The sequence below is a fragment of the Pseudacidobacterium ailaaui genome (genome assembly GCF_000688455.1).
Taxonomy (GTDB): Bacteria; Acidobacteriota; Terriglobia; order Terriglobales; family Acidobacteriaceae; genus Pseudacidobacterium; species Pseudacidobacterium ailaaui.
Genome location: NZ_JIAL01000001.1, coordinates 2,533,947 through 2,553,668, shown reverse-complemented (window position 1 = coordinate 2,553,668; position 19,722 = coordinate 2,533,947). Strand labels below are relative to the sequence as shown.

19 protein-coding genes and 3 tRNA genes are annotated in these 19,722 nt (G+C 55.3%); 15 read left to right on the top strand and 7 right to left on the bottom strand.

Going from position 1 to position 19,722, the window contains the following annotated elements:
• Positions 1 to 46 precede the first annotated feature (46 nt).
• Positions 47 to 1,324, top strand: coding sequence for a diaminopimelate decarboxylase (gene lysA, locus N655_RS0111330; RefSeq protein WP_026443088.1), 1,278 nt, complete (start codon positions 47 to 49; stop codon positions 1,322 to 1,324).
• Between the two features lie 197 nt (positions 1,325 to 1,521).
• Positions 1,522 to 2,655, top strand: a complete 1,134-nt coding sequence (locus N655_RS0111325) for a citrate synthase (protein WP_026443087.1) — start codon at positions 1,522 to 1,524, stop codon at positions 2,653 to 2,655.
• A gap of 68 nt (positions 2,656 to 2,723) precedes the next feature.
• Here N655_RS0111325 and N655_RS18530 read toward each other — a convergent pair whose 3' ends face one another.
• On the bottom strand, positions 2,724 to 3,284 hold the full coding sequence (locus N655_RS18530) for a DinB family protein (protein ID WP_069955824.1): 561 nt from the start codon (positions 3,282 to 3,284) through the stop codon (positions 2,724 to 2,726).
• A gap of 152 nt (positions 3,285 to 3,436) precedes the next feature.
• Here N655_RS18530 and N655_RS0111315 point away from each other — a divergent pair, with 152 nt between their 5' ends.
• Together N655_RS0111315 and N655_RS0111310 are read left to right on the top strand one after the other, a co-directional pair.
• Positions 3,437 to 4,597 (top strand): cysteine desulfurase family protein, encoded by a 1,161-nt coding sequence (locus tag N655_RS0111315; RefSeq protein WP_026443086.1) that lies wholly within the window; start codon positions 3,437 to 3,439, stop codon positions 4,595 to 4,597.
• A gap of 164 nt (positions 4,598 to 4,761) precedes the next feature.
• Positions 4,762 to 6,171: a DUF4382 domain-containing protein gene (locus N655_RS0111310; protein ID WP_238324689.1), complete on the top strand. Its 1,410-nt coding sequence runs from the start codon at positions 4,762 to 4,764 to the stop codon at positions 6,169 to 6,171.
• 59 nt (positions 6,172 to 6,230) lie between these two features.
• On the opposite strand, the gene N655_RS0111305 is transcribed toward N655_RS0111310, so the two are convergent.
• Positions 6,231 to 6,689, bottom strand: coding sequence for a hypothetical protein (locus N655_RS0111305; RefSeq protein WP_026443084.1), 459 nt, complete (start codon positions 6,687 to 6,689; stop codon positions 6,231 to 6,233).
• 127 nt (positions 6,690 to 6,816) lie between these two features.
• Between N655_RS0111305 and mnmA the strand changes: the two genes are divergently transcribed.
• Complete coding sequence (gene mnmA, locus N655_RS0111300) at positions 6,817 to 7,935, top strand: tRNA 2-thiouridine(34) synthase MnmA (protein WP_026443083.1); 1,119 nt, start codon at positions 6,817 to 6,819, stop codon at positions 7,933 to 7,935.
• Positions 7,936 to 7,937: 2 nt separating this feature from the next.
• Here the strand turns inward: mnmA and N655_RS0111295 are convergent, their stop codons facing one another.
• Positions 7,938 to 8,498, bottom strand: coding sequence for a hypothetical protein (locus tag N655_RS0111295; protein ID WP_026443082.1), 561 nt, complete (start codon positions 8,496 to 8,498; stop codon positions 7,938 to 7,940).
• 90 nt (positions 8,499 to 8,588) lie between these two features.
• Here N655_RS0111295 and N655_RS20570 point away from each other — a divergent pair, with 90 nt between their 5' ends.
• On the top strand, positions 8,589 to 10,520 hold the full coding sequence (locus tag N655_RS20570; RefSeq protein WP_026443081.1) for a mechanosensitive ion channel family protein: 1,932 nt from the start codon (positions 8,589 to 8,591) through the stop codon (positions 10,518 to 10,520).
• 10 nt (positions 10,521 to 10,530) lie between these two features.
• Here the strand turns inward: N655_RS20570 and N655_RS0111285 are convergent, their stop codons facing one another.
• Entirely contained in the window at positions 10,531 to 11,325 is a 795-nt protein-coding gene (locus N655_RS0111285; RefSeq protein WP_026443080.1) for a prolipoprotein diacylglyceryl transferase, read from the bottom strand.
• Between the two features lie 33 nt (positions 11,326 to 11,358).
• Between N655_RS0111285 and hpt the strand changes: the two genes are divergently transcribed.
• From hpt to rpsT, 4 genes are all read left to right on the top strand, one after another.
• Complete coding sequence (hpt, locus tag N655_RS0111280; RefSeq protein ID WP_026443079.1) at positions 11,359 to 11,904, top strand: hypoxanthine phosphoribosyltransferase; 546 nt, start codon at positions 11,359 to 11,361, stop codon at positions 11,902 to 11,904.
• A 25-nt stretch (positions 11,905 to 11,929) separates the two neighbouring features.
• Entirely contained in the window at positions 11,930 to 12,679 is a 750-nt protein-coding gene (deoC, locus tag N655_RS0111275) for a deoxyribose-phosphate aldolase (protein ID WP_081823687.1), read from the top strand.
• A gap of 104 nt (positions 12,680 to 12,783) precedes the next feature.
• Complete coding sequence (locus tag N655_RS0111270; RefSeq protein WP_044934517.1) at positions 12,784 to 14,631, top strand: SpoIIE family protein phosphatase; 1,848 nt, start codon at positions 12,784 to 12,786, stop codon at positions 14,629 to 14,631.
• 150 nt (positions 14,632 to 14,781) lie between these two features.
• Complete coding sequence (gene rpsT / locus N655_RS0111265) at positions 14,782 to 15,057, top strand: 30S ribosomal protein S20 (RefSeq protein WP_026443076.1); 276 nt, start codon at positions 14,782 to 14,784, stop codon at positions 15,055 to 15,057.
• A gap of 195 nt (positions 15,058 to 15,252) precedes the next feature.
• Here the strand turns inward: rpsT and N655_RS0111260 are convergent.
• Together N655_RS0111260 and N655_RS18525 are read right to left on the bottom strand one after the other, a co-directional pair.
• Positions 15,253 to 15,329, bottom strand: a tRNA-Pro gene (locus tag N655_RS0111260).
• Positions 15,330 to 15,365: 36 nt separating this feature from the next.
• A complete protein-coding gene (locus N655_RS18525; protein ID WP_044934515.1) occupies positions 15,366 to 15,899 on the bottom strand; it encodes a DUF4112 domain-containing protein in 534 nt (177 codons plus the stop codon).
• Between the two features lie 32 nt (positions 15,900 to 15,931).
• On the opposite strand from N655_RS18525, the gene N655_RS0111250 reads away from it, so the two are divergent.
• The 5 genes from N655_RS0111250 (at position 15,932) to N655_RS0111230 (ending at position 18,459) form a co-directional block, all read left to right on the top strand.
• Positions 15,932 to 16,006: transfer RNA gene (locus N655_RS0111250), tRNA-His, on the top strand.
• A 25-nt stretch (positions 16,007 to 16,031) separates the two neighbouring features.
• On the top strand, positions 16,032 to 16,751 hold the full coding sequence (locus tag N655_RS0111245) for a DUF72 domain-containing protein (RefSeq protein WP_026443075.1): 720 nt from the start codon (positions 16,032 to 16,034) through the stop codon (positions 16,749 to 16,751).
• Positions 16,748 to 17,842 (top strand): YheT family hydrolase, encoded by a 1,095-nt coding sequence (locus N655_RS0111240; RefSeq protein ID WP_044934513.1) that lies wholly within the window; start codon positions 16,748 to 16,750, stop codon positions 17,840 to 17,842. The genes N655_RS0111245 and N655_RS0111240 overlap by 4 nt, the downstream gene beginning before the upstream one ends.
• A complete protein-coding gene (locus N655_RS20115) occupies positions 17,832 to 18,392 on the top strand; it encodes a hypothetical protein (protein ID WP_026443073.1) in 561 nt (186 codons plus the stop codon). The genes N655_RS0111240 and N655_RS20115 overlap by 11 nt, the downstream gene beginning before the upstream one ends.
• A tRNA-Arg gene (locus N655_RS0111230) sits at positions 18,383 to 18,459 on the top strand. Before N655_RS20115 ends, N655_RS0111230 begins: the two co-directional genes overlap by 10 nt.
• A 16-nt stretch (positions 18,460 to 18,475) precedes the next feature.
• On the opposite strand, the gene N655_RS0111225 is transcribed toward N655_RS0111230, so the two are convergent.
• Complete coding sequence (locus tag N655_RS0111225; RefSeq protein ID WP_026443072.1) at positions 18,476 to 19,711, bottom strand: Gfo/Idh/MocA family protein; 1,236 nt, start codon at positions 19,709 to 19,711, stop codon at positions 18,476 to 18,478.
• Positions 19,712 to 19,722 lie beyond the last annotated feature (11 nt).

Below are 19,722 nucleotides of genomic sequence, written 5' to 3'. Positions count from 1 at the left end.
GATATTTAGGCTCAAATTAACTCCCTGAGTCATCTTCTGAGGCAGCTTGAATCCGTCACGCCCTTTTGTATACCCTGATGCGCACTCACCACTCGCCTGTGATGGTGTGGGCCTTGACATTCTGGCAAAAAGATATGGCACTCCCCTGTATGTTTATTCGGCCCAGCAGATCCTTTACCGCCTGCAGCTCTTTACAAAGGCCTTTCAGACGGTGCCTCACCTTGTCTGTTATGCAGTCAAGGCCAATTCCTCACTGGCCATTCTGAAGCTACTGGCGGAACAAGGGGCCGGTTTCGATATCGTTTCCGGAGGTGAACTGGAGCGTGTTCTGCGCGTCAGCAAAGAGGCCGCAGGCCGTACCGTCTTTTCCGGGGTGGGCAAGACCGCAGCAGAGATCGACCTGGCGCTCCGCTCAGGCATCTTCATGTTCAATGTGGAAAGCGCTGGCGAACTTGACCTGCTCGCCGCACGCGCCAGCAGACTGCGCATCCGCGCGCGAGTGGCGATGCGCGTCAATCCTGATGTCTTCGCTGAGACCCACCCCTATATTTCTACCGGGCTGCGCGAGCATAAATTCGGCATAGACATCCGCGAAGCGCGCCGTGTCTACCTATCAGCGGCCAAGCAGAAATACCTGCTCCCCCATGGAGTAAGCGTGCACATTGGCTCCCAAATCCGCAGCGCGGACCCGTTTGGAGCAGCAGCCCACCGCATCGCGCAACTCGTCCTCGAATTGCGCAGCGACGGCCTACCCATCCGCGCCGTGGATGTAGGCGGAGGGCTTGGGATCGAATATCACGCCGGACAGAGCTTTGATCCAAAGCAGAAAATCCACCAGTACGCCTTGGCCCTGTTGCAGGCACTTCGTCCTCTCAAGGATGTGCAGTTACTGCTGGAGCCGGGAAGGTTCATCGTTGCGCAGGCAGGAGCATTGCTTACCCGCGTACTTTATCGAAAGAAAAACGGGAAAAAGACCTTCGTGATCACCGACGCCGCCATGAATGACCTGATCCGTCCAGCGCTGTACCAGGCCCATCATGAGATCCTTCCCGTCTTCCCGCACAAGGATGCGCGGAAACGGACAGTGGATGTCGTCGGCCCTGTCTGTGAAACAGGCGACTTTTTTGCCCGCGACCGCAAGCTGCAGGAAGTCCAGCCCGGAGACCTGCTCGCCATTCTGGATGCGGGAGCTTATGGGTTTTCTCTTAGCTCAAATTACAATTCACGCCCTCGCGCCGCCGAAGTGCTCGTAGAAGACAAAAAGCATCGCCTGATACGCAGACGGGAAACAGTAGAAGAGCTTATGGCAGCGGAATTGCCCTGAGAAATCGCGAATGTGGCAGGCCACTCCGCTGCTGCAAAGTGACAACCCAATCGCTGCACTGATATAAAAAATAGTTGGGATTCTTACGCGATTCTGGCTTCCGGGTCGCGTCTTGCTACGCGAAAAGTTCCGCTTCCCCGCATTCGGGGGCCGCATCAAAACAACGTTCATTCTGCATTGGAGGAACCTTACTCAGCATGTCAACCGCAGTAGCCGCTAAAGGACTCGAAGGGATTGTTGCAGCCAACTCTGGCATTTGCTGGATTGATGGAGATGCCGGGGTGCTGGCCTACCGCGGTATTGACATTCATGAACTGGCCGAAAAGTCAACATTCGAGGAAACCACATATTTGCTGTGGAATGGAAAACTTCCTACGGCGTCTGAACTTGAAGCCTTTAAGAAAAAACTCTCTGATGCCCGCCAACTTCCTCCGGACATCCTGAAACTTCTCAAAGAATTTCCCAAAACAGCTACTCCGATGGAGGTCCTGCGGACTGCCGTATCCGCGTTGAGCTTCTACGACGAAAATGAAAAGGCCGTTGACCACGACTCCAACGTACGGAAGAGCTTTGCGCTTACCGCACAGATTGCCATGATTGTCGCGGCCTTTGACCGCATCCGTAAAGGCAAGCCTGTTGTGGAAGCAGACAAATCGCTTTCCCATGCCGGAAATTTTCTCTGGATGCTCAATGGAGAAAAGCCTTCAGAGACGGCGACCCGGGCCTTCGATGTCGCGCTCATCCTCCACGCCGACCATGAACTGAATGCCTCTACCTTTGCAGCGCGTGTGATCGCCGCAACCCTCTCCGATATTCATTCCGCAATCACCGGTGCCATCGGCGCACTTAAAGGCCCATTGCATGGCGGTGCAAATGAGGCCGTCATGCGGATGCTGTTTGATATCGAAAAGCAGGGTACGGACCCCGTAGAATACGTCAAGGGCCTGCTGGCGCAGAAGAAAAAGGTCTCCGGCTTTGGACATCGCGTCTACCACACTGAAGACCCGCGCGCTACGCACCTGCGCAAAATGTCAGAAGACCTAGGACGCTCAGCCAACAATACAAAATGGTTTGAGATGTCCCAGAAGATCGAGGCCTTCATCAAGGCAGAGAAAAAGCTGAACGCAAACGTAGACTTTTATTCAGCCTCGACCTACACGACCCTGGGAATTGATCTCGACCTCTTCACTCCGATCTTTGCCATCAGTCGCATTGCAGGATGGGCAGCGCACGTTATCGAACAACTTGATGATAACCGCCTCATCCGCCCGCGCGCCGAATACATCGGACCCGTTTATCCTGCAAAATATATCCCTTTGCAGCAACGATAGCGGGCCAGAAACACGCCTGACAAAAAGCCCGGGATTCACATAGACCCGGGCTTTTTGCATTTGTGGCCTTACATATTGCCTCTTCGGCTGGCCGGGGGAACAATCCCATTCATACGCAGATACACTACCATCTGCCCATAGTGGTCCATGGAATGCGCAATGCAGAAGGCAGCAATCCCTGTCCGCGTCGTCTTCGCTGGACCAAAGCTCATCTCATCAAACGCATTGGCCGGAGTCAGCGTATCCAGGGCCTTGTGCGCGTATGCGTATGAGTCCCGCAGCGCCTTCACAATGTCGTCTTTGCCCGTTAGTTTTTCGATGTCCCCGCTCTTCACCGCACCGGGAACGCTCCATCCCTGAAAAAACCCGTAGTTCGCCTCTGCCACGTGTTTCACCTGTTCGCCGAAAGTGCGTACGCCCTTGAACTCGCCCTGCGTGGGAGCGAAGTTATACTTGTCGGCGGGCATCGCCTCTGCTGCACTCACAACTTCCTTTTCCAGAAGGCTCATGAGACCGTTAAAAGTTTGCGCAGGAGTTTCCTGCGCCGCCGTGCCCTGTGCTGAAACCCGCGTTGTCGGGACCATCAAACAACAAAGCAACGCAATACCAAAGACCCTGATTGCTTTCACGTCGTTCCTCCTCTTGAAAATGATTGCGCCACAAAGCCTAACAGAAGCCGCATACGATGTGCGTCAAATCTTCGTTGAGACTGAACCACAAAACTCAGAGATTCTTCTCCTCCGCAAGGCCGTAAAATACTCTACAGGGAGAGGCCATCACAATGAAACGGGTATATATGGACGCAAATGCAACGACACCTTTGCTGCCCGAGGTGCTCGAAGCCATGCGCCCGTACTTCATTGAGCGGTTTGGCAACGCCTCCTCCATCCACCAGCAGGGCCAGCAGGCCCGCGCTGCGGTCGAACACGCGCGCGAATCTGTGGCCGCGTTGCTCAACTGCCGACCGGCGGAAATTGTCTTCACCTCAGGTGGCACCGAGAGTGACAACATGGCACTGTTCGGTCTTATGCAGCAGGGCGACCATCTGATTACCTCGTCCATCGAGCACCACGCCGTCCTCCACGCTGCCGAAAAGCTACGCGAGCGTGGCATGGAGGTCACCTTCCTGCCCGTATCGAGTGAGGGCGTCGTAGACCCGCAGGAGGTGCGCCGCGCCATCCGCCCCAACACAAAGCTCATCAGCATCATGATGGCCAACAATGAAACCGGGGCCATTCAGCCAGTGAGCGAAATCGGCCGCATCGCCTCGGAGGCCGACATCTACTTCCATACCGATGCGGTCCAGGCTGCAGGCAAACTCCCCATCGATGTGCAGAGTCTACGCTGCGATCTGCTCAGCATCTCCGGACACAAGATGCACGCGCCGCAAGGTACAGGGATCCTCTACGTGCGCCGTGGCACCCAGCTGGAACCCCTTTTCTTTGGCGGGGCCCACGAACGCCAGCGTCGCGCCGGCACAGAGAACCTTCCCGGCATTGTGGGCCTCGGTAAAGCTGCTGAAGTTGCCTGCGCTGCACTCACGGACGGCACCATCGAGCGCATCAAAGCGCTCCGGGACCGCCTGGAGCAGGGCATCCTCGCGGAGGTAGAAGACACCGGGGTCAACAGCCGGAAGGTGGCTCGTGTCGCAAACACCACGAACATTTACTTCGACAACCTCGAAGGCGAAGCCCTGGTCATCGCGCTGGACCTGAAGGGGCTTTCCACCTCTGGCGGATCTGCCTGCGCTTCGGGAGCCACAGAGCCATCTCACGTCCTCTCCGCGATGGGTCTCCCTCCGGCCAGGGCGCGCGCCAGCCTACGCTTCTCGCTCAGCAAGCTCAACACTGAAGACGACATCACCTTTGCGCTTGAAATCATTCCGCAGGCGGCTGCCCGTCTGCGTGAGCTGGCCCCCGTAAACGCGGGTACTCTGGGCTAGCTCCTCGAAGCGCCCGGTCAGCAGGAGACCGCAACTTCCCTTTCAAAACACCTTTGCAGCCGATAAAAGGAGGAAATGCAACTTTTCTCCTGGTCCAGTGTTCTCATAGAACGCGCCCTGGTTCCTTCCTTGTGTGTGAGAAGACCCACGAAAGGAAGAAAAACATGAAATGCAAGATCCTTCTTTCTCTCTGTTTGTCCAGTGGCGTACTGCTCGCTGGCCTTGTCGCCATAGCCTGCGGAAGCAGCGCGAATTCAGCAGGCTCAGGCAGCGGCATGGGCATGGCGACGGTAAGCATCAGTGACCCAGCAACCTGCGCTGGCCCTGATGGTCCATTCGCCCATGTCTATGTCACCATAACCGACGTCCAGGCGAACGTTAGTCCTACAGCGGGCGACAATGATTCCGGCTGGCAGGACCTGACTCCTAGTCTCAAATCCAGTCCTAAGCAGATTGACCTCCTTGGACAGGCAAACAACCAATGTTTTCTTGCCACACTGGGAGATGCACAGCAGCTTCAGGCAGGCAATTACCAGCAGATTCGCCTCATTCTCGCCGACAATAGCATGAGCATTTCTAACAATGCCTGCAATGGATCAGCAAACTGCGTTGTCCTTGCCTCAGACGGCAGCATCCACACACTCCAGCTTTCAAGTGAGTCAAAGACGGGCTTGAAAATACCTTCGGGGCAAATCGCAAATGGCGGATTTAACATCGCCGCGGGCCAAACTAAAGATTTAAATATTGATTTCAATACCTGCGCCTCGATCGTACAGGAAGGCAACGGTCAGTATCGTCTGAAACCAGTGCTCCACGCCGGAGAAGTCAGCACTACTTCCACTTCCATCAACGGAACGGTGCTGGACCAGTCTACCGGAAAGCCTGTCAATGGTACGGTCCTCGTCGCACTCGAACAGAAAGACTCTACCGGCGTGGACCGCATCATCATGTCCACTCTGGCCGGAGCGGATGGGTCCTTCGTATTTTGCCCGATTCCCGCAGGTACTTATGATGTGGTCATTTTAGGCGTCACCTCCGGAGGCACCGCCTATCAGCCTTCGATTATCACCGGAGTGGCGAATGGTCAAACCGTTGGAAACGTAGACCTATGGCCAGGAACCGTCACGAACAGCACAGCTACGTTCTCCGGACTGGTGACTTCGCAGAATAGCTCCAATGCCGGGGCCGTGACCGATGTCGAATTAAGCGCTCTGGAAACAGTCAACAGTGCGACCTACACCCTGCCTCTTGTGCCGGGTATTCATAGCCAGTCCGCAGCCACACTCACCGTAGAAACAGCGGCCAATTCTTCCTGCTCCACGGGAACAGACTGCGTAAATTACTCTATGGTGCTTCCAGCCGGAGGTGCTTACATAGGCACTTATTCGTCCAGCGGCATCACTCTTACTCTCAGTGCGCCTCTGGCGACGTATGTCATCGACGGACAGGCATTCGTGCCTTCTTCGGGAGGAGTTACTGATTGCAATCCGTCGGAGATCAAGAGCCAGTCTTATACCCTTTCCAATGCCTTCACCGTAAACGTACAGACCCTTGCCTTCACACAGTGTCAGTAGGCACCAGATCCAGCCGAAAGAGGAATGTCCCAGGTTTTCCGACACCTGGGACACTCCTCTTACTCCTCATGGTCCAGCGTTTGTCCCTGCGGGCCGACCTGAACCTCAAAATGCCTGCTGTCTTTGACCACCTGGGCCTCGTAGGCAACCAAGCTGCCATGCTTGGTCAATGACTCCACCTTCACAATCTTTCCCGAAGTGGCGCGCTTTTGCAGCGCCTCCCTCACACCCACCGGCAACGAGGCCATTTCCACCTGCTCTTCTATCTCAGTCACACGGCCCTGCGGGTCCATCGTTATGTCTTTCGTATGCCCATTCACGAGCAATTCCACTTCGTACTCCACCCTTCCGTTTTCCACATCTTTGGCATAGCCCCGGACCGTTGCGCCCGCACTCTGCTCGTCTGCGGTCTTTTGCACGGCTGGGGGCATCTCTGATTTTCTGATCGGTTTCTCTGCGATGGCCGCGCTGGCCATGCCCAGAATGCTGACGACTGCAATTGTGATGATTGGCTTCATAACAAGTTCTCCTCGTGACTTCACTGTAGAAACGCGACCTGAAGCCTGCCTGAAAAACGTCTGAAGCCACGCTGAACGACGCCGGCGCAGACCTGTGGAAAATGAGATACTGGTAAGAGCGGACCCCATGCACGAGACCTTCAACAATACGGTAGCTGTGGCCATGTCCGGCGGCGTGGACTCCTCCACCGTCGCTGCCATGCTCAAGGACGAGGGCTACGAACTCGTTGGCCTGACGCTCCAGCTCTGGAACCAGCGCCGCCTTGCCGGACGCGAGGGAATGCCCGCTGAGGTGCAGGGCCGCTGCTGCTCCATCGATGACGTCTATGATGCCCGTCGTGTCGCCGAAGCGCTAAACATTCCCTACTACCTGATCAATGAACAGGAGCGTTTTGAGCTTGATGTCGTCCGCCCCTTCGTCTCGGAATACCTCGCAGGACGCACGCCGATTCCCTGCTCGCTCTGCAACAATCACCTCAAGTTTGATCAGCTTCTTGTTCGTGCGCGTCAGATTGGCGCCGACCGCATTGCCACTGGCCATTACGCCCGTAATGAGTATGATCCGCAGCGCAACCGGTGGATCCTGAAGCGCCCCGCTGACCTGAGCAAGGACCAGACTTACTTCCTCTTCGGCCTGACACAGGAGCAGCTCTCGCGCACCCTCTTTCCGCTTGGCGGGTTTACTAAGCCTGAGGTCCGCGACATCGCCCGCCGGCATCAGCTCGCCATCGCAGTCAAGCCGGACTCGCAGGAGATCTGCTTCATCCCCGGCGGTGACTACAAGCGCTTCATTGACGCTTATCTGGACGAACAGGGAGAAGCGATGCCTGACACCTCTGGCGAACTTGTCTCGACCTCAGGCGAAGTCATCGGCCATCATCAGGGCATCCACAATTTCACCGTCGGCCAGAGGAAGGGCCTCGGTGTCTCCTCGCCTAGACCGCTTTACGTGATTCAGATTGACAGCGTCACCCACAGGGTAACCGTTGGCGGAGAGCCTGAGACCATGAGCCGGACCCTTCGGGCCCGCGATCTGAACTGGATTTCCGTCCCTTCGCTCGAAGCGCCGATGCGCGTCAAGGCCAAGATCCGGCACCGCCACGAACCTGCCTGGGCCACGATTGAAATGTGTGGCCCGGCGGAAGTCCTCACCACATTTGACCAGCCGCAGCGGGCGGTTACGCCGGGTCAGGCTGTCGTCTTCTACGACGGCGACGAAGTTGTGGGCGGCGGCTGGATTGTCTGAGTTTATTCAGGTACCTGCCAGCCCGCTCCAGCATTGGCTAGAGTCGTTTTTCCGGTTGCATTTCCAGCCAACGCCTTTGCCAACTCAGGAAAAGCATCCTGAATTTCCTTAGTCTTCGCCCAGACCGGGACCTCGGTCACGGTGTAGTGATAGCTCACCTGGGTTTGCAGAAATCCGTTCGCTTTTGCCGGGGGCGTGAAATGATCAATGCTGGTTATCTGCCGGTGACCATAACAGAAGCTGCTGGTGGCTCTCTCTCCTGCCGGAGTCAGTGAATAGATATACACATGGATGCTCTTGTCTGCTTCCCGCTTGAGTAACGCAGCATGCATCAGCGCGTCCATGCGGGCCTGTTCCACTTTCGGGCTGGTGGATGGATCCACTTCATACGGAAAATGCAGTGCGATAGGAAAGAGGCATTGGCTGCGAGTGGCGAAATACGTATTCAGCGCCGCCTGAAAATTTTCCGCTGTTGCTTTATTTTTGCTTCCCGAACATCCGCTGACAACCATTGCTGTCATCCCTGCAACCAAAAATAACCATGCCGGTCCAGTTTTCTTCATAGCTGTACCTTTTGACTTCCACTAAGAAGCAGAAAATGCGCAAAAAGCAGTCTGGAGGCAAAAGATTCTTTGAAAGACAAGCCCCTTACAATGAAAATCATGCGATTGTTCAGCTCTCCCCGGCTCGCACGCGGCCTTTCTGGGGTTGCAATTTTTTTTGCGGCATTGCCTTTTTCTGCCCAGCAAGCAAATGCGCCGCTGCTGACTGACGACCAGGTCCTTCAGCATCTGAATGATGTCATTACCTGGTACCGAAATATCAAGACGCAGGTGGAACCCGCCGGTCTGCCCACGGACGCACTCTACCAGGCCAACGCGGAATCCATAGCTGCCCAGGTGGTAACCGATGCCTTTGCATCGGCTGAAAATGCTGCACCGTTGTTCCCGAATGACAATAACGCATCCGCAACCTCGACTTCGCGGCAGCAAATGCTTAAGTTTCTCGAAGACACCAAGGCCCATAACGCCGCCCTGCAACAGCAAATCACCCAGTTAAATAACCAGATTTCTGTGGCCCCCCGAAGAAACGTCCAAGCTCTGACAGAGCAGCGGGACCGTCTTCAGGGAGAACTGGACCTTGGCCAGTCCATGGTGGGCGCGCTCACGCAACTCACGCAAACCTCCAACCCGATTGCAGTCAACGCAAAACAAAGCCAGAAAGACAAACAAAATCCGGAGAAAACGCAGGTCCCGCAGAACGGATTCGCTGCCAGTGTGGCGCAGTTAAAGAACTCTGTTCCGGAAGTCTTCAATCCCGGCACCAAACCATCCACTCCAGCTAGTTCTCCACAATCCACCCCTTCCAATGGGCTTCTTGGGCAATTGCGGCGTCTTTATACACAATCGCTGACACTGCATGAACTGGACACACTGACCGATCAGACGGCGCGCTTGGAAGACCTGATCAACAACATGCGTACTCCTCTGCGCAACGCGATGAAGGAGACCGTCCAGCAGGGACGCGCACTGTCGGCTGCGGCAGACAATCCCCAGGCTGGTCAGGCCGTCCCCACCAGGCAGGATTTTGATGCGCTTGCGGCCAAATTCAACCAGCTTGCCGCGGTCGAAATTCCTTTAGGCAAAGAAGCGGCTGCTCTGGAAGAAAGCAAGGCCAACCTTCTTGATTGGCGCGCCTCCATCGCCGGCCAATACGGTTCCATTCTTCGCTCTATCTTCATCACTGTGGCTGTTCTGCTGGGCATTCTGGGCATTCTTCTATTGGTCTCTAACTTATGGAAGCGTGCCATCTTTCGTTATGTCACTGACGCAAGAAGAAGAAGGCAGTTTCTTGTCGTCCGCCGATTTGTGATTGGATTTTTAATTGGCCTGGTACTCATCTTCAGTGTGGTGAGTGAATTCAGCTCGTTGGCCACCTTTGCCGGGTTTATTACAGCTGGTCTGGCCGTAGGACTGCAAACAATTCTTCTCTGCGTGGCCGCCTATTTTTTTCTCATCGGGCGCTATGGCATCCGAGTGGGTGACCGCATCAGTATCGCTGGTGTTACCGGAGATGTCATTGACGTTGGTTTTGTCCGCTTTTACCTGCTGGAACTATCAGGAACAGGCGCCGATCTGCATCCCACAGGAAGGATTGTTGCCTTTGCCAATTCCGTTCTCTTTCAGTCCACCACGCCCATGTTCCGTCAAGTGCCAGGCACAGCCTATACCTGGCATGAAGTGGCCATCTCGCTGCAACCTTCGGGTAACTATGAGCTGGTAGAATCCATCATGCTCGATGTCGTAAACAACGCATACAAGAAATATCAGGAAACGCTGGACCGCCAGCATGGCAATCTGGAACGACGCTATGAACTTCCCCTTGCTCCGCTGAAACCAACAGCGCAATTGCAGCTGACAAGCAGCGGACTTGAGGCTGTTGTCCGTTATCCAGTAAGCCTGCAGAACAGCACGGAAACAGATGAGGAAATCACCCGAAATCTGATTCAAAAAATCAACAGAAACACGGAAATGAGCGCTTCGGTCCAGGGGCTGCCTCAGATACGCTCGGTCATCCGCAGTTGATCGAAGGGACTTAACGGGTCTGGCTCGCCTGCGGCGCTGCCGGAATCACGACCGGTCTCCGGGCCCTGCGGGCCCACAAAATCAGCAGCAGGCCCGCAAGGACCGATCCGATACTAGCAACCTGAGCATTGCTCATTCCCCAGTAGATCCTGGGATTGATCCGGATAAACTCAACCAGGAATCTCGCCAGACCGCTCAGGACCAGATATTCGCCCGTGATTTCTCCCGCTGGACGTCCGGTGGAAGGCCTTCCCCGCTTCCAGAGAAACCACGCAATCAGCAATGCGGCAATCAATTCATAGATCGGCGTAGGATGTACTTTAACACCCGGCGGGGTCGGTACAAGACCATTGGGAAAGCTCATACCCCAGGGCAAGTTCGTCGGGATCCCGTAATCGCCGTCTCCGGAAGTAAGACAACCTAACCGACCTACACCGTAGCCTACGGCCGCCGCAGGAGCAGCCAGGTCCAGCATCCCCAGCCTGCTTAAACCAGCGCCTTTACTTTGCCAAAGAAGGGCAAGGATCCCGAGCACCAGACCGCCGAACCAGGCGAACCCGGCGCGGTCCAGAAGCGTTCCCCAGGGGTTCTCTAGGAGAACCTGCGGACTTTCCAGCACGTGCCACAACTTTGCGCCGATGACACCGGCCACCGTGGATAACGCAACAATTCCGATTGCATCCGCGTCTATCTTCCAGCGGCGAAAGTTGCGGTGTAGCACCCAGCAGGCGCAGACCGCAGCCAGCCAGAGCATGATGCCGAAGGTACCAATGGAAAATCTGCCAATGTGGATAAAAGGGTACACGTAATTGAGTATAGCGGGCTATTCTAGTCAGTGATGAGCACGAAAACCTCGCCCGATCTCCAGGTCCTCTTCAGCCGTGAGCAGATTGCAGAACGTGTCGCTGAGCTGGGACGCCAGATTGACCAGGATTATGCCGGAGAGAACATCGTTCTGCTGGGTGTGCTGAAAGGAGCTGCAATCTTTCTGGCAGACCTGGCAAGGCACATTACCGTACCGAATACATTTGATTTTGTTGCGGTTTCCAGCTATGGCAAGGGACAGAAAACCAGCGGCGCAGTCAAACTCATCAAAGATGTAGACCAACCCATCGAAGGCAAAAACGTTATTGTTGTGGAAGATATTCTTGATACCGGGCTCACGCTCGACTTTCTCAAGAAGCTTTTTGCACAGCATCGGCCCCGGTCTCTGCGCATCGCCGCACTGCTGGACAAACCTTCCCGCCGGTTGGTGAAAATCGATGCGGATTATGTAGGATTCAGCATTCCGAACAAGTTCGTCGTGGGTTATGGAATGGACTATGCAGAACGCTTTCGTAACCTCCCTGATATCTGTCTGATGCCCCCGGATTATCCCGAGTAATCGCCGTGGAGTAGTTCTTTCAAAGATGACGACCAAAGTTGCAACCGTTGAAGAAGAGTTCCGTAATGGATTTTTTGATGCAGCCGCTTTTGCAGGTCAAGCCCTTTCAAGCCGGACCCATCTGGCTGCCGTAATCGATCATACGTTGCTGAAACCGGAAGCCACCCGAGATCAAGTGGTGCGGCTCTGCGAAGAAGCTGCGCAATATGGCTTTGCTTGTGCCATGGTCAATCCGTCGTGGGTAAGCACAGCCTGTTCTGTTCTTGCTGGAACTGGTGTCCGCGTTGGTACGGTCCTCGGGTTTCCGCTGGGAAGCTCTCTTTCCGTTACCAAACGCGAAGAAGCCGTGGAGCTGATCAAGCTGGGCGCGCATGACCTCGATATGGTCCTGAACATCGGCATGCTGAAATCCGGTATGAATGACCGTGTTCAGCAGGACATTCATGGGGTGGTAGAGGTGGCGCATGAGGCAGGTGCACTGGTAAAAGTGATTCTTGAGACCTGCTTGCTGAATGTTGAGGAAAAACTGCGGGCTTCAGAACTGGTGATTGCCGCAGGAGCAGATTATCTGAAAACCAGTACTGGGTTTTCCACTGGAGGAGCTACTCCTCAGGACGTAGCGCTGCTGCGCGGCGTAGCTGGTTCACGATGTGGCGTAAAGGCCTCAGGCGGGATCCGTACCCTTTCCGATGCACGGGCGATGCTGGAAGCTGGGGCCAACCGCATCGGGGCCAGCGCTTCGGTCAGCATCCTGCACGAGTTTGACGCACAGTAATGACAGGAACCATCTTCCTCATCCATGCGGCGTGACAGCAGCCCATTGTGACGCGATATGATGGCTCCTGTACCTTTTTTCGACTGGGGCGCAACAGGAGTTTCGTGAGCAAAGAGCAAGTCAGGGCCCGGAACGGAGACGAGGCACGCCCCGAAGACCATTCCTTTGAGGGCGACTATAGACCACCGTCCCCAGTTCCACCGAAAACCCAGGTGCGCGTTGAGCCGCTGCAGACGGAATTTCTTGTCCGCCTGGCAGATGCGCTCAATACGACGCTCGACCTCCAGACACTCATGCAGCGCACGGCAGATCTGGTGCGCGCGGTCATCGATTATCGGATCTTTGCCATCCTTCTGCTCAACGACCGAACCAATGAATTGCGCATGCGCTTCCAGATCGGCCATACCCCGGAGGCTGAACGGATGCGCATCCCCATGGGCAAGGGGGTGGTTGGCCAGGCAGCGCTCACGCGAGAACCGGTACTCGTGCCAGACGTAACAGTTGCCGACAACTACATCAATGTCAATCCGGATGTACGCTCTGAACTGGCCGTACCGCTTATTGTGAAAAATCGGGTCATCGGGGTCATTGATATCCAATCCGAGCAGCCTGATTACTTCCAGCAGGAACATCTGCATCTGTTGAAGCTCACAGCATCCCGTATTGGGCAGGCCATTGAGAATGCTCGCCTGTATACGCGAGTGGCCCGGCAGGCACAGATGCTCCAGGTGCTGAATGAAATCAGCCGGGAAATCACCTCGATTCTTGACCTTGAGTCCTTATTGGAGAGAATCGGTACGCTTTTGCGCCGTGTGATTGATTACCAGATGTTTTCCATCTGGATTCTGAACGAACGTGAGCAGGTGCTGGAAAACCGCTTCGCCCTGCGTTTCGGAGAGCGGTTCTATCCTGAGGAGAAACTTCCCCTGGATCAGGGACTGGTGGGCGCTGCCATCGCCGAAAGGCGGCTGATACACGCCCCCGATGTGCGCAAAGACCCTCGCTATCGCATGTTTAATCCGGAGACGCGGTCCGAGATGGCCATGCCTCTCATCTATAAGGGCAAGGTCATTGGCATTCTTGACATCGAACATACACGCCCTCATTTCTTTAACGAGGACCATGAAAGGGCCATCACCACTCTGGCTGCTCAGGTGGCCATTTCGATTGAAAATGCGCGGCTGTATCAGCGAGTGGCCCAGCAGGAACAGCGCCTGGAAGCTGACCTGGCCATGGCCCGCGAAGTCCAGCTTCGCCTGCTGCCGGCAGTAAAGCCGAAACATACACGCGCGGAGCTCTCAGCGCGATTTTTGCCTGCCAGTACCCTCGGCGGCGATCTTTATGATTTCATCCCTTACGAATCCGGCCGCAGCGCCATTGTGCTGGGCGACGTCAGCGGAAAGGCCGCTCCTGCTGCACTTTATGCTGCTCTGGTGAGTGGAATTATGCGCTCTGAAGCCACGCACAGGCTCTCCCCGTCGGAAATGCTCAAGACCCTCAACGATGCTCTGCAGGAGCGCCATCTTGATTCGCAGTATGTCACGATGCTGTATGCCGTATGGAACGATGAAAATCTAACTTTGCAATTGTCAAATGCCGGGGCGGTCCAGCCGCTCTTCTGCCGGGATGGAGAAGTGGAAACTGTCAAAGCAGAAGGATTTCCTCTTGGACTTTTCCCCAATGTAAAGTATGAGGAGTTCACCCTTTCCACCCAGCCCGGTGACTCGCTGATCTTTTACTCCGATGGCATTGTAGACGCCCAGAACGCGGCTGGAGAGATGTTCGGCAGCGAACGCCTGGCCGCAGTCGTTAAAAAGAACATGCACAAATCCGCATCAAAAATTGCCGATGCGATTATGACTGAAGTGGGCAAATTTCAAAAGACTACAGAGCGTTTTGATGATGAAACCGTCATCGTTCTGAAAGTACTAAGCGGGAAACAGGCTCCCTAATCTGTTCAAAGCACCTGCACCTTCAAGGATTCGCGCCTGGCACTCATCTTGACCTGCATTCCTGAAATCAGTAAACTTATATTTTGCGGCGGATGCGGCAAGCGTCTCTTCTGCCAGCATCCCATTTCCAAAGGAAATTGAAGGAATACAATGGCGAACCATGTTTCGGCGCTCAAGCGCGCCCGTCAGACAGAACGAAAGACTGCAGTCAACCGCGCCAACAGAAGCCGGGTCCGCAAGGCCATCCGTGCCTTGCGTGAGGCACTTGCCAAGGGCGATGCGGCGGCGGCAAGCGAGCAGTTCCGCAAAACTGTTTCTCAGATTGACAAAAGCGTGCAAAAGGGGATTTTGCACGACAATACAGCTTCCCGCTATAAAAGCCGGCTGGCTGCACGCCTGAAGGCGCTTTCAGCAAAAGCAGCGTAAGCTTTATTCAAATCAGTCACGAAGGCCGGGACCATCCCGGCCTTTTCTCTTTGCTGAAACCCCATCTTGCCTTCCACTCCAAACATAAAAGCAACCAGACGATTTCAGCAGATCCAATCCATCCGACGAAACTGAACTAGGCGGGTGTGTCGGCCGAGATAGGCCGCCTCGCTTGAATCAATAGCAGGATCTCAATGGTCGGGGCGGAGGGATTTGAACCCCCGACCCTCTGCTCCCAAAGCAGATGCGCTACCAGACTGCGCTACGCCCCGATTTCTCTTTCATTGTACAGGAAGTTTGGTCCTTGATTAGTGGGGACCACCCGCCATCATGTGGGCCTTCAACCACTCCACAGCCAGAAGCAGCAAAAACAAGGGTAGAGCAAAAATCATCAGAAGGACCACTGCCATCAGCAGCAGGAATGTCCAGTCTTTCCAGGTGTGACGATGCGGCTGATCCAGATGCCTCGCCAGCAGCGCATAGTTACGCCGGTTTGCCTTCCATGCAATGTCGAAAATATCTCCGATGACCGGGATTGCACCGACCACCACATCGACTCCCAGGTTCACAAGCATTCGCACGAGTGTGACGTAGGGCACGCCGCGAAACCATGCCGCCACAAGGATGATGCATGAAGCGAACCCCGCCAATACATCGCCGGCCCAGGGCACCAATCCGACAATACCATCCAGGCCGAACCGGATGGAGGTGCCGGGAATCCGAAACCATTCATCCAGCACACGCGAGAGCAGGTCCAGATTCTCGTTTGCGAAGAGCCCGGACCCCAGCCGTGTCCTCGACTTCAGATTTCCACTTGCCTGTGACAAGATCTGCGGCTTCATGTTCAAAAAATGCTACAATCAATATCTGTACGGCGGCTATAGTTCAGCGGCAGAACGCCTGACTGTGGCTCAGGATGTCGTGGGTTCGATCCCCACTAGCCGCCCCAGGGCTCTGACCTCCCCAAATTCTGAATGTCTGGAACGATTTATCTCGGCTCCTCCGGCTGGGCGTATTCAAGCTGGAAACCGGATTTTTACCCTCAGAAACTCTCCTCGAAAAAATTCCTTGAATTTTATGCCCAGCGCGTAAATTCCGTCGAGGTCAACTACACTTTCCGCGCCCTTCCCTCCGCTTCCATGACGCAGGCCTGGCTTGCCGCTACAGGTTCGGACTTCCGTTTCTCCTTTAAGGCGCCCCAGCGTATCACGCACATCCTTCGTCTCGATGGGTACCAGGAGAGCCTGGCCGCCTTCTTTCGTTCTCTTCAACCTTTCTTGGATGCAAAACGGATGGGCATCGTTCTCTTTCAGTTGCCGCCGAATTTTCCGGCGCATCCGGAACGGCTCGCCTCCTTCCTCGCAGAGGCCGCAGCCACAGAGTTGCGTCTGGCCTTTGAATTTCGTCACCGCTCCTGGTTTACAGAAGAGGTCTACGCCATCCTCGGCAAACATCAGACGGCCCTTTGCGTGGCAGAAAGCGATGATTTGAGCACACCAGATGAAAAAACCGCACCCTTCTCCTGTTATCGCTTTCGCAAAAGCAGCTATCCTGCTCAGGAACTGGCGCGGATACGCAATCTGATCAAAATGCGTGTCGCAGAAGGCGACCTTTTCGCCTATTTCAAGCACGAAGAAACACCGGAGGGCGTTCTCCACGCGGCCACCCTGCTCCAGGAGCTGCGGCCTGCATGAGCGGCACAAACACATTCATCAAGCTGGCAGAGAACGCTTCCGCAAACGGATGGTGTACCGATTTCACCCCACGCCGCCTTCTGCGCAATGGCCATCTGATGACCCTGGCCGGCAACTTCCTGCCACGTCCTCACGGCCCTCTCCCTGAACCGGAAGCAATTCTGGTCAAAGTGCAGGACCCTATTCCCGGGTATGAGGAATACGGGCCTTCCAGCGTCCTGTGTCATGTCAACTGGCAGCCCGAACAGGTCCGCTCGCAACGGCTGACCGTTCTTCTGGTTCATGGGCTGGAAGGCTCCTCTGCCTCGCAGTACATGCTCGGAAACGCACTCCGCGCCTGGAAGGCCGGCTGCAACGTGGTCCGCATGAATATGCGGAGTTGCGGCGCAACCGACAGACTTTCTCCAGCCATCTATCACTCCGGCTGCTGGCAGGATGTGGCGCGGGTGGTGGAGCACATCGTACAACAGCACCACTTGCATGCCGTCGCCCTCATCGGCTATTCCATGGGTGGAAATCTGGTGCTCAACTATGCCGGTCAGTTCGGCAATCATGTTCCGCCTTACCTAAAGACCGCAATCGGAATTTCTCCCCTGATGGACCTGGCCGTGTCTTCTTCCGCGCTGCATGAGCCGCAAAACCGGGTGTACGAGCAATACTTTTTACGCTCGATGCTGGCACGCATCCGGCGGAAAGCAGATCTGTTCCCTCGCCTATATCTGTCGCTTTGTACCAACCGCATTCTTCAGAAAATCCACAGCATGAGGGACTTCGACGAATACGTGGTCGCACCGTTCGGAGGCTTCGCCAGTGCCGATGATTACTACGATGCCGTGGCCAGCTCCCACGTAGCGGCACAGTTGGGACTGCCCGTGCTGATTGTTCACTCCCTCGATGACCCTTTCATCCGCATGCGCCCGGAAACCCGTCAGGCTCTCCTCAACAATCCGCATGTAAGCTTCATCGAAACCGGGCATGGCGGCCATTGTGCTTTTCTTGCACCAGGCCTGGGTGATGACGGATATTGGGCCGAGAAGACCCTCTTCGGGTTCCTTCTTGCTACAACCGGAATCGTAACCAATGGAAGCTGACTGGTCTGCCGAAATCGGCCCCGATTTGCCAGTGATTGTTGTTCCCTGGCATGGATTTGTAGATCTGCGGAAGGAGGTCCTGGATCTGCGCAAAATATCCGAGGCGGCAGGCAATCCAGCTTTGGCTGATGCACTGCACACTCTCCATTTACCAGGCTCGCCGGTGTTTACCTCCAAATGTGATCTCTGGCCTCTGGGCGCCGCCGATCTGGATCCTTACGAGTTGGATGCCGGACAAGAATCTGCCCATACCGGAATTGCCTGCTACATCGACATCCTACTGCGGGACCCGAAACTCTTTGCCGCGTTCGATCTTCATGAAGCCTGGGTCCGCACTGCAGCGCTCTCTCTTCGGCGGGTGAAACAACCATTATGCCGCGCCGATTGGGTCCTTCGTCCGGCTGTCGTGAATCATCATGAGGGCTACGGCATAACACTTTACGTCACAGCGTGTTCCAACAGCCTGAGCGCCGCGCAGTCCGTCTTTGCCACTGCGCTGAATCACGCAATCACCGTTACAATAGAGACAGCACCTTCCACGGGCGAGTAGCTCAATTGGATAGAGCAACGGCCTTCTAAGCCGTAGGTTGCAGGTTCGATCCCTGCCTCGCCTACCAGAATACCGAGTGGCCCTTATCGGGCTGGCTGGTCGGCTTTCGGAATTGCAAGAACATTGTCTTCTACCAAGGCCTGGTTTCCAATCGAAGTCGCAATTGCAGAGGCATAACCGACATAGACATCGGCAAAGGGCCTCTGCCTGGTCCGAACACACTCGATAAACGACCGCAACGAGGCCAAAGTCGGGTCTTCGGCGTCTGGGGTATTCACTTTTTCCCCGGGGCCGCGATAGGGCATCTCATTTTTGGTTTGATAAGAGGCACCAGTAGTAATTCCTCGCTGGATTACAGTCTCCTGTGCAAGCGTTGCGTGGTGCGTTTTGGGTTCGTAATAGAAGGTTGCATCTTCAATCGTCAGTTGTACACTCCCTTCGGTACCGTAGATCCAGAGCTGGTTCCCTAAGGAAGCGTTGTCTGTCAGCGAACTGAAGAAGAGCCGTCTGCCTTTGGAATATTTGAAGACCGCCTGCACATTGTCGCCCACCGTTCGGCCATCGTGATACTTCACAATACTGGTGGTTCCCAGCACACTGGATGGTTGCTCGCCAAAGACCCAGTTAGCAAGATCAATGTGATGTGAGCCAAGCTCGGTCAATAGACCGCCCGATGTCTCGCGGTAGAGCCGCCAGTTAATCAGATGTTCCAACTTGCCTTCCGGATCAGGCTGCGGAACTGGTCTGCGCCAATTGTTATTACGATGCCAATAAGCATAGATATGTGTGGGCTCTCCGATGCGGCCTTCATGAACGCGCTTGATGCTCTCCTGTACCCAGGCTGCATAGCGATATTCGTGACCAATCTGAAAGACCTGCCCGCTTTTCTCTACCTCGGTCACAATCTTTCTGCAATCCTCCGGGGTGAATCCGAGCGCTTTTTCTCCATACACCGGCCGCCCACTACGAACGGCGGCAATGACATGCTCTGCATGGAGCGAAACCGGAGTAGATACCACAACTGCATCCAGGTCCTTGCGCGCAAGCAGCTGTCGGTAGTCTTGATATCCAGGCACCTGTCTGCCTACCAGATGGTTCACCTGAGCAAAACGAGGATCATAGACATCACACACCGCTGCAATTTCAACACCAGGAAGATGCAGAAGCTGGCGGATCAGCTCCTGCCCGCGGCTACCCGGGCCGATGACTCCCACGCGTACGCGGTCATTGGCGGAAAGCGCCTTCGCCCCGGAAGTACGAAGTACCGCGCCCGTAACAGCGGCGCTGGAAATACCTTGCACAAATTCTCTGCGGTTCATGTTTCTTGTCC

What these genes read in the sequence shown, in the direction of transcription:
- N655_RS0111325 (WP_026443087.1), top strand. Translation starts at nt 1,522, where the DNA reads ATGTCAACCGCAGTAGCCGCTAAAGGACTCGAAGGGATTGTTGCAGCC.
- N655_RS0111315 (WP_026443086.1), top strand. Translation starts at nt 3,437, where the DNA reads ATGAAACGGGTATATATGGACGCAAATGCAACGACACCTTTGCTGCCC.
- N655_RS0111310 (WP_238324689.1), top strand. Translation starts at nt 4,762, where the DNA reads ATGAAATGCAAGATCCTTCTTTCTCTCTGTTTGTCCAGTGGCGTACTG.
- N655_RS0111305 (WP_026443084.1), bottom strand. Translation starts at nt 6,689, where the DNA reads ATGAAGCCAATCATCACAATTGCAGTCGTCAGCATTCTGGGCATGGCC.
- mnmA (WP_026443083.1), top strand. Translation starts at nt 6,817, where the DNA reads ATGCACGAGACCTTCAACAATACGGTAGCTGTGGCCATGTCCGGCGGC.
- N655_RS0111295 (WP_026443082.1), bottom strand. Translation starts at nt 8,498, where the DNA reads ATGAAGAAAACTGGACCGGCATGGTTATTTTTGGTTGCAGGGATGACA.
- N655_RS20570 (WP_026443081.1), top strand. Translation starts at nt 8,589, where the DNA reads ATGAAAATCATGCGATTGTTCAGCTCTCCCCGGCTCGCACGCGGCCTT.
- hpt (WP_026443079.1), top strand. Translation starts at nt 11,359, where the DNA reads ATGAGCACGAAAACCTCGCCCGATCTCCAGGTCCTCTTCAGCCGTGAG.
- deoC (WP_081823687.1), top strand. Translation starts at nt 11,930, where the DNA reads ATGACGACCAAAGTTGCAACCGTTGAAGAAGAGTTCCGTAATGGATTT.
- rpsT (WP_026443076.1), top strand. Translation starts at nt 14,782, where the DNA reads ATGGCGAACCATGTTTCGGCGCTCAAGCGCGCCCGTCAGACAGAACGA.
- N655_RS18525 (WP_044934515.1), bottom strand. Translation starts at nt 15,899, where the DNA reads ATGAAGCCGCAGATCTTGTCACAGGCAAGTGGAAATCTGAAGTCGAGG.
- N655_RS0111245 (WP_026443075.1), top strand. Translation starts at nt 16,032, where the DNA reads ATGTCTGGAACGATTTATCTCGGCTCCTCCGGCTGGGCGTATTCAAGC.
- N655_RS0111240 (WP_044934513.1), top strand. Translation starts at nt 16,748, where the DNA reads ATGAGCGGCACAAACACATTCATCAAGCTGGCAGAGAACGCTTCCGCA.
- N655_RS20115 (WP_026443073.1), top strand. Translation starts at nt 17,832, where the DNA reads ATGGAAGCTGACTGGTCTGCCGAAATCGGCCCCGATTTGCCAGTGATT.
- N655_RS0111225 (WP_026443072.1), bottom strand. Translation starts at nt 19,711, where the DNA reads ATGAACCGCAGAGAATTTGTGCAAGGTATTTCCAGCGCCGCTGTTACG.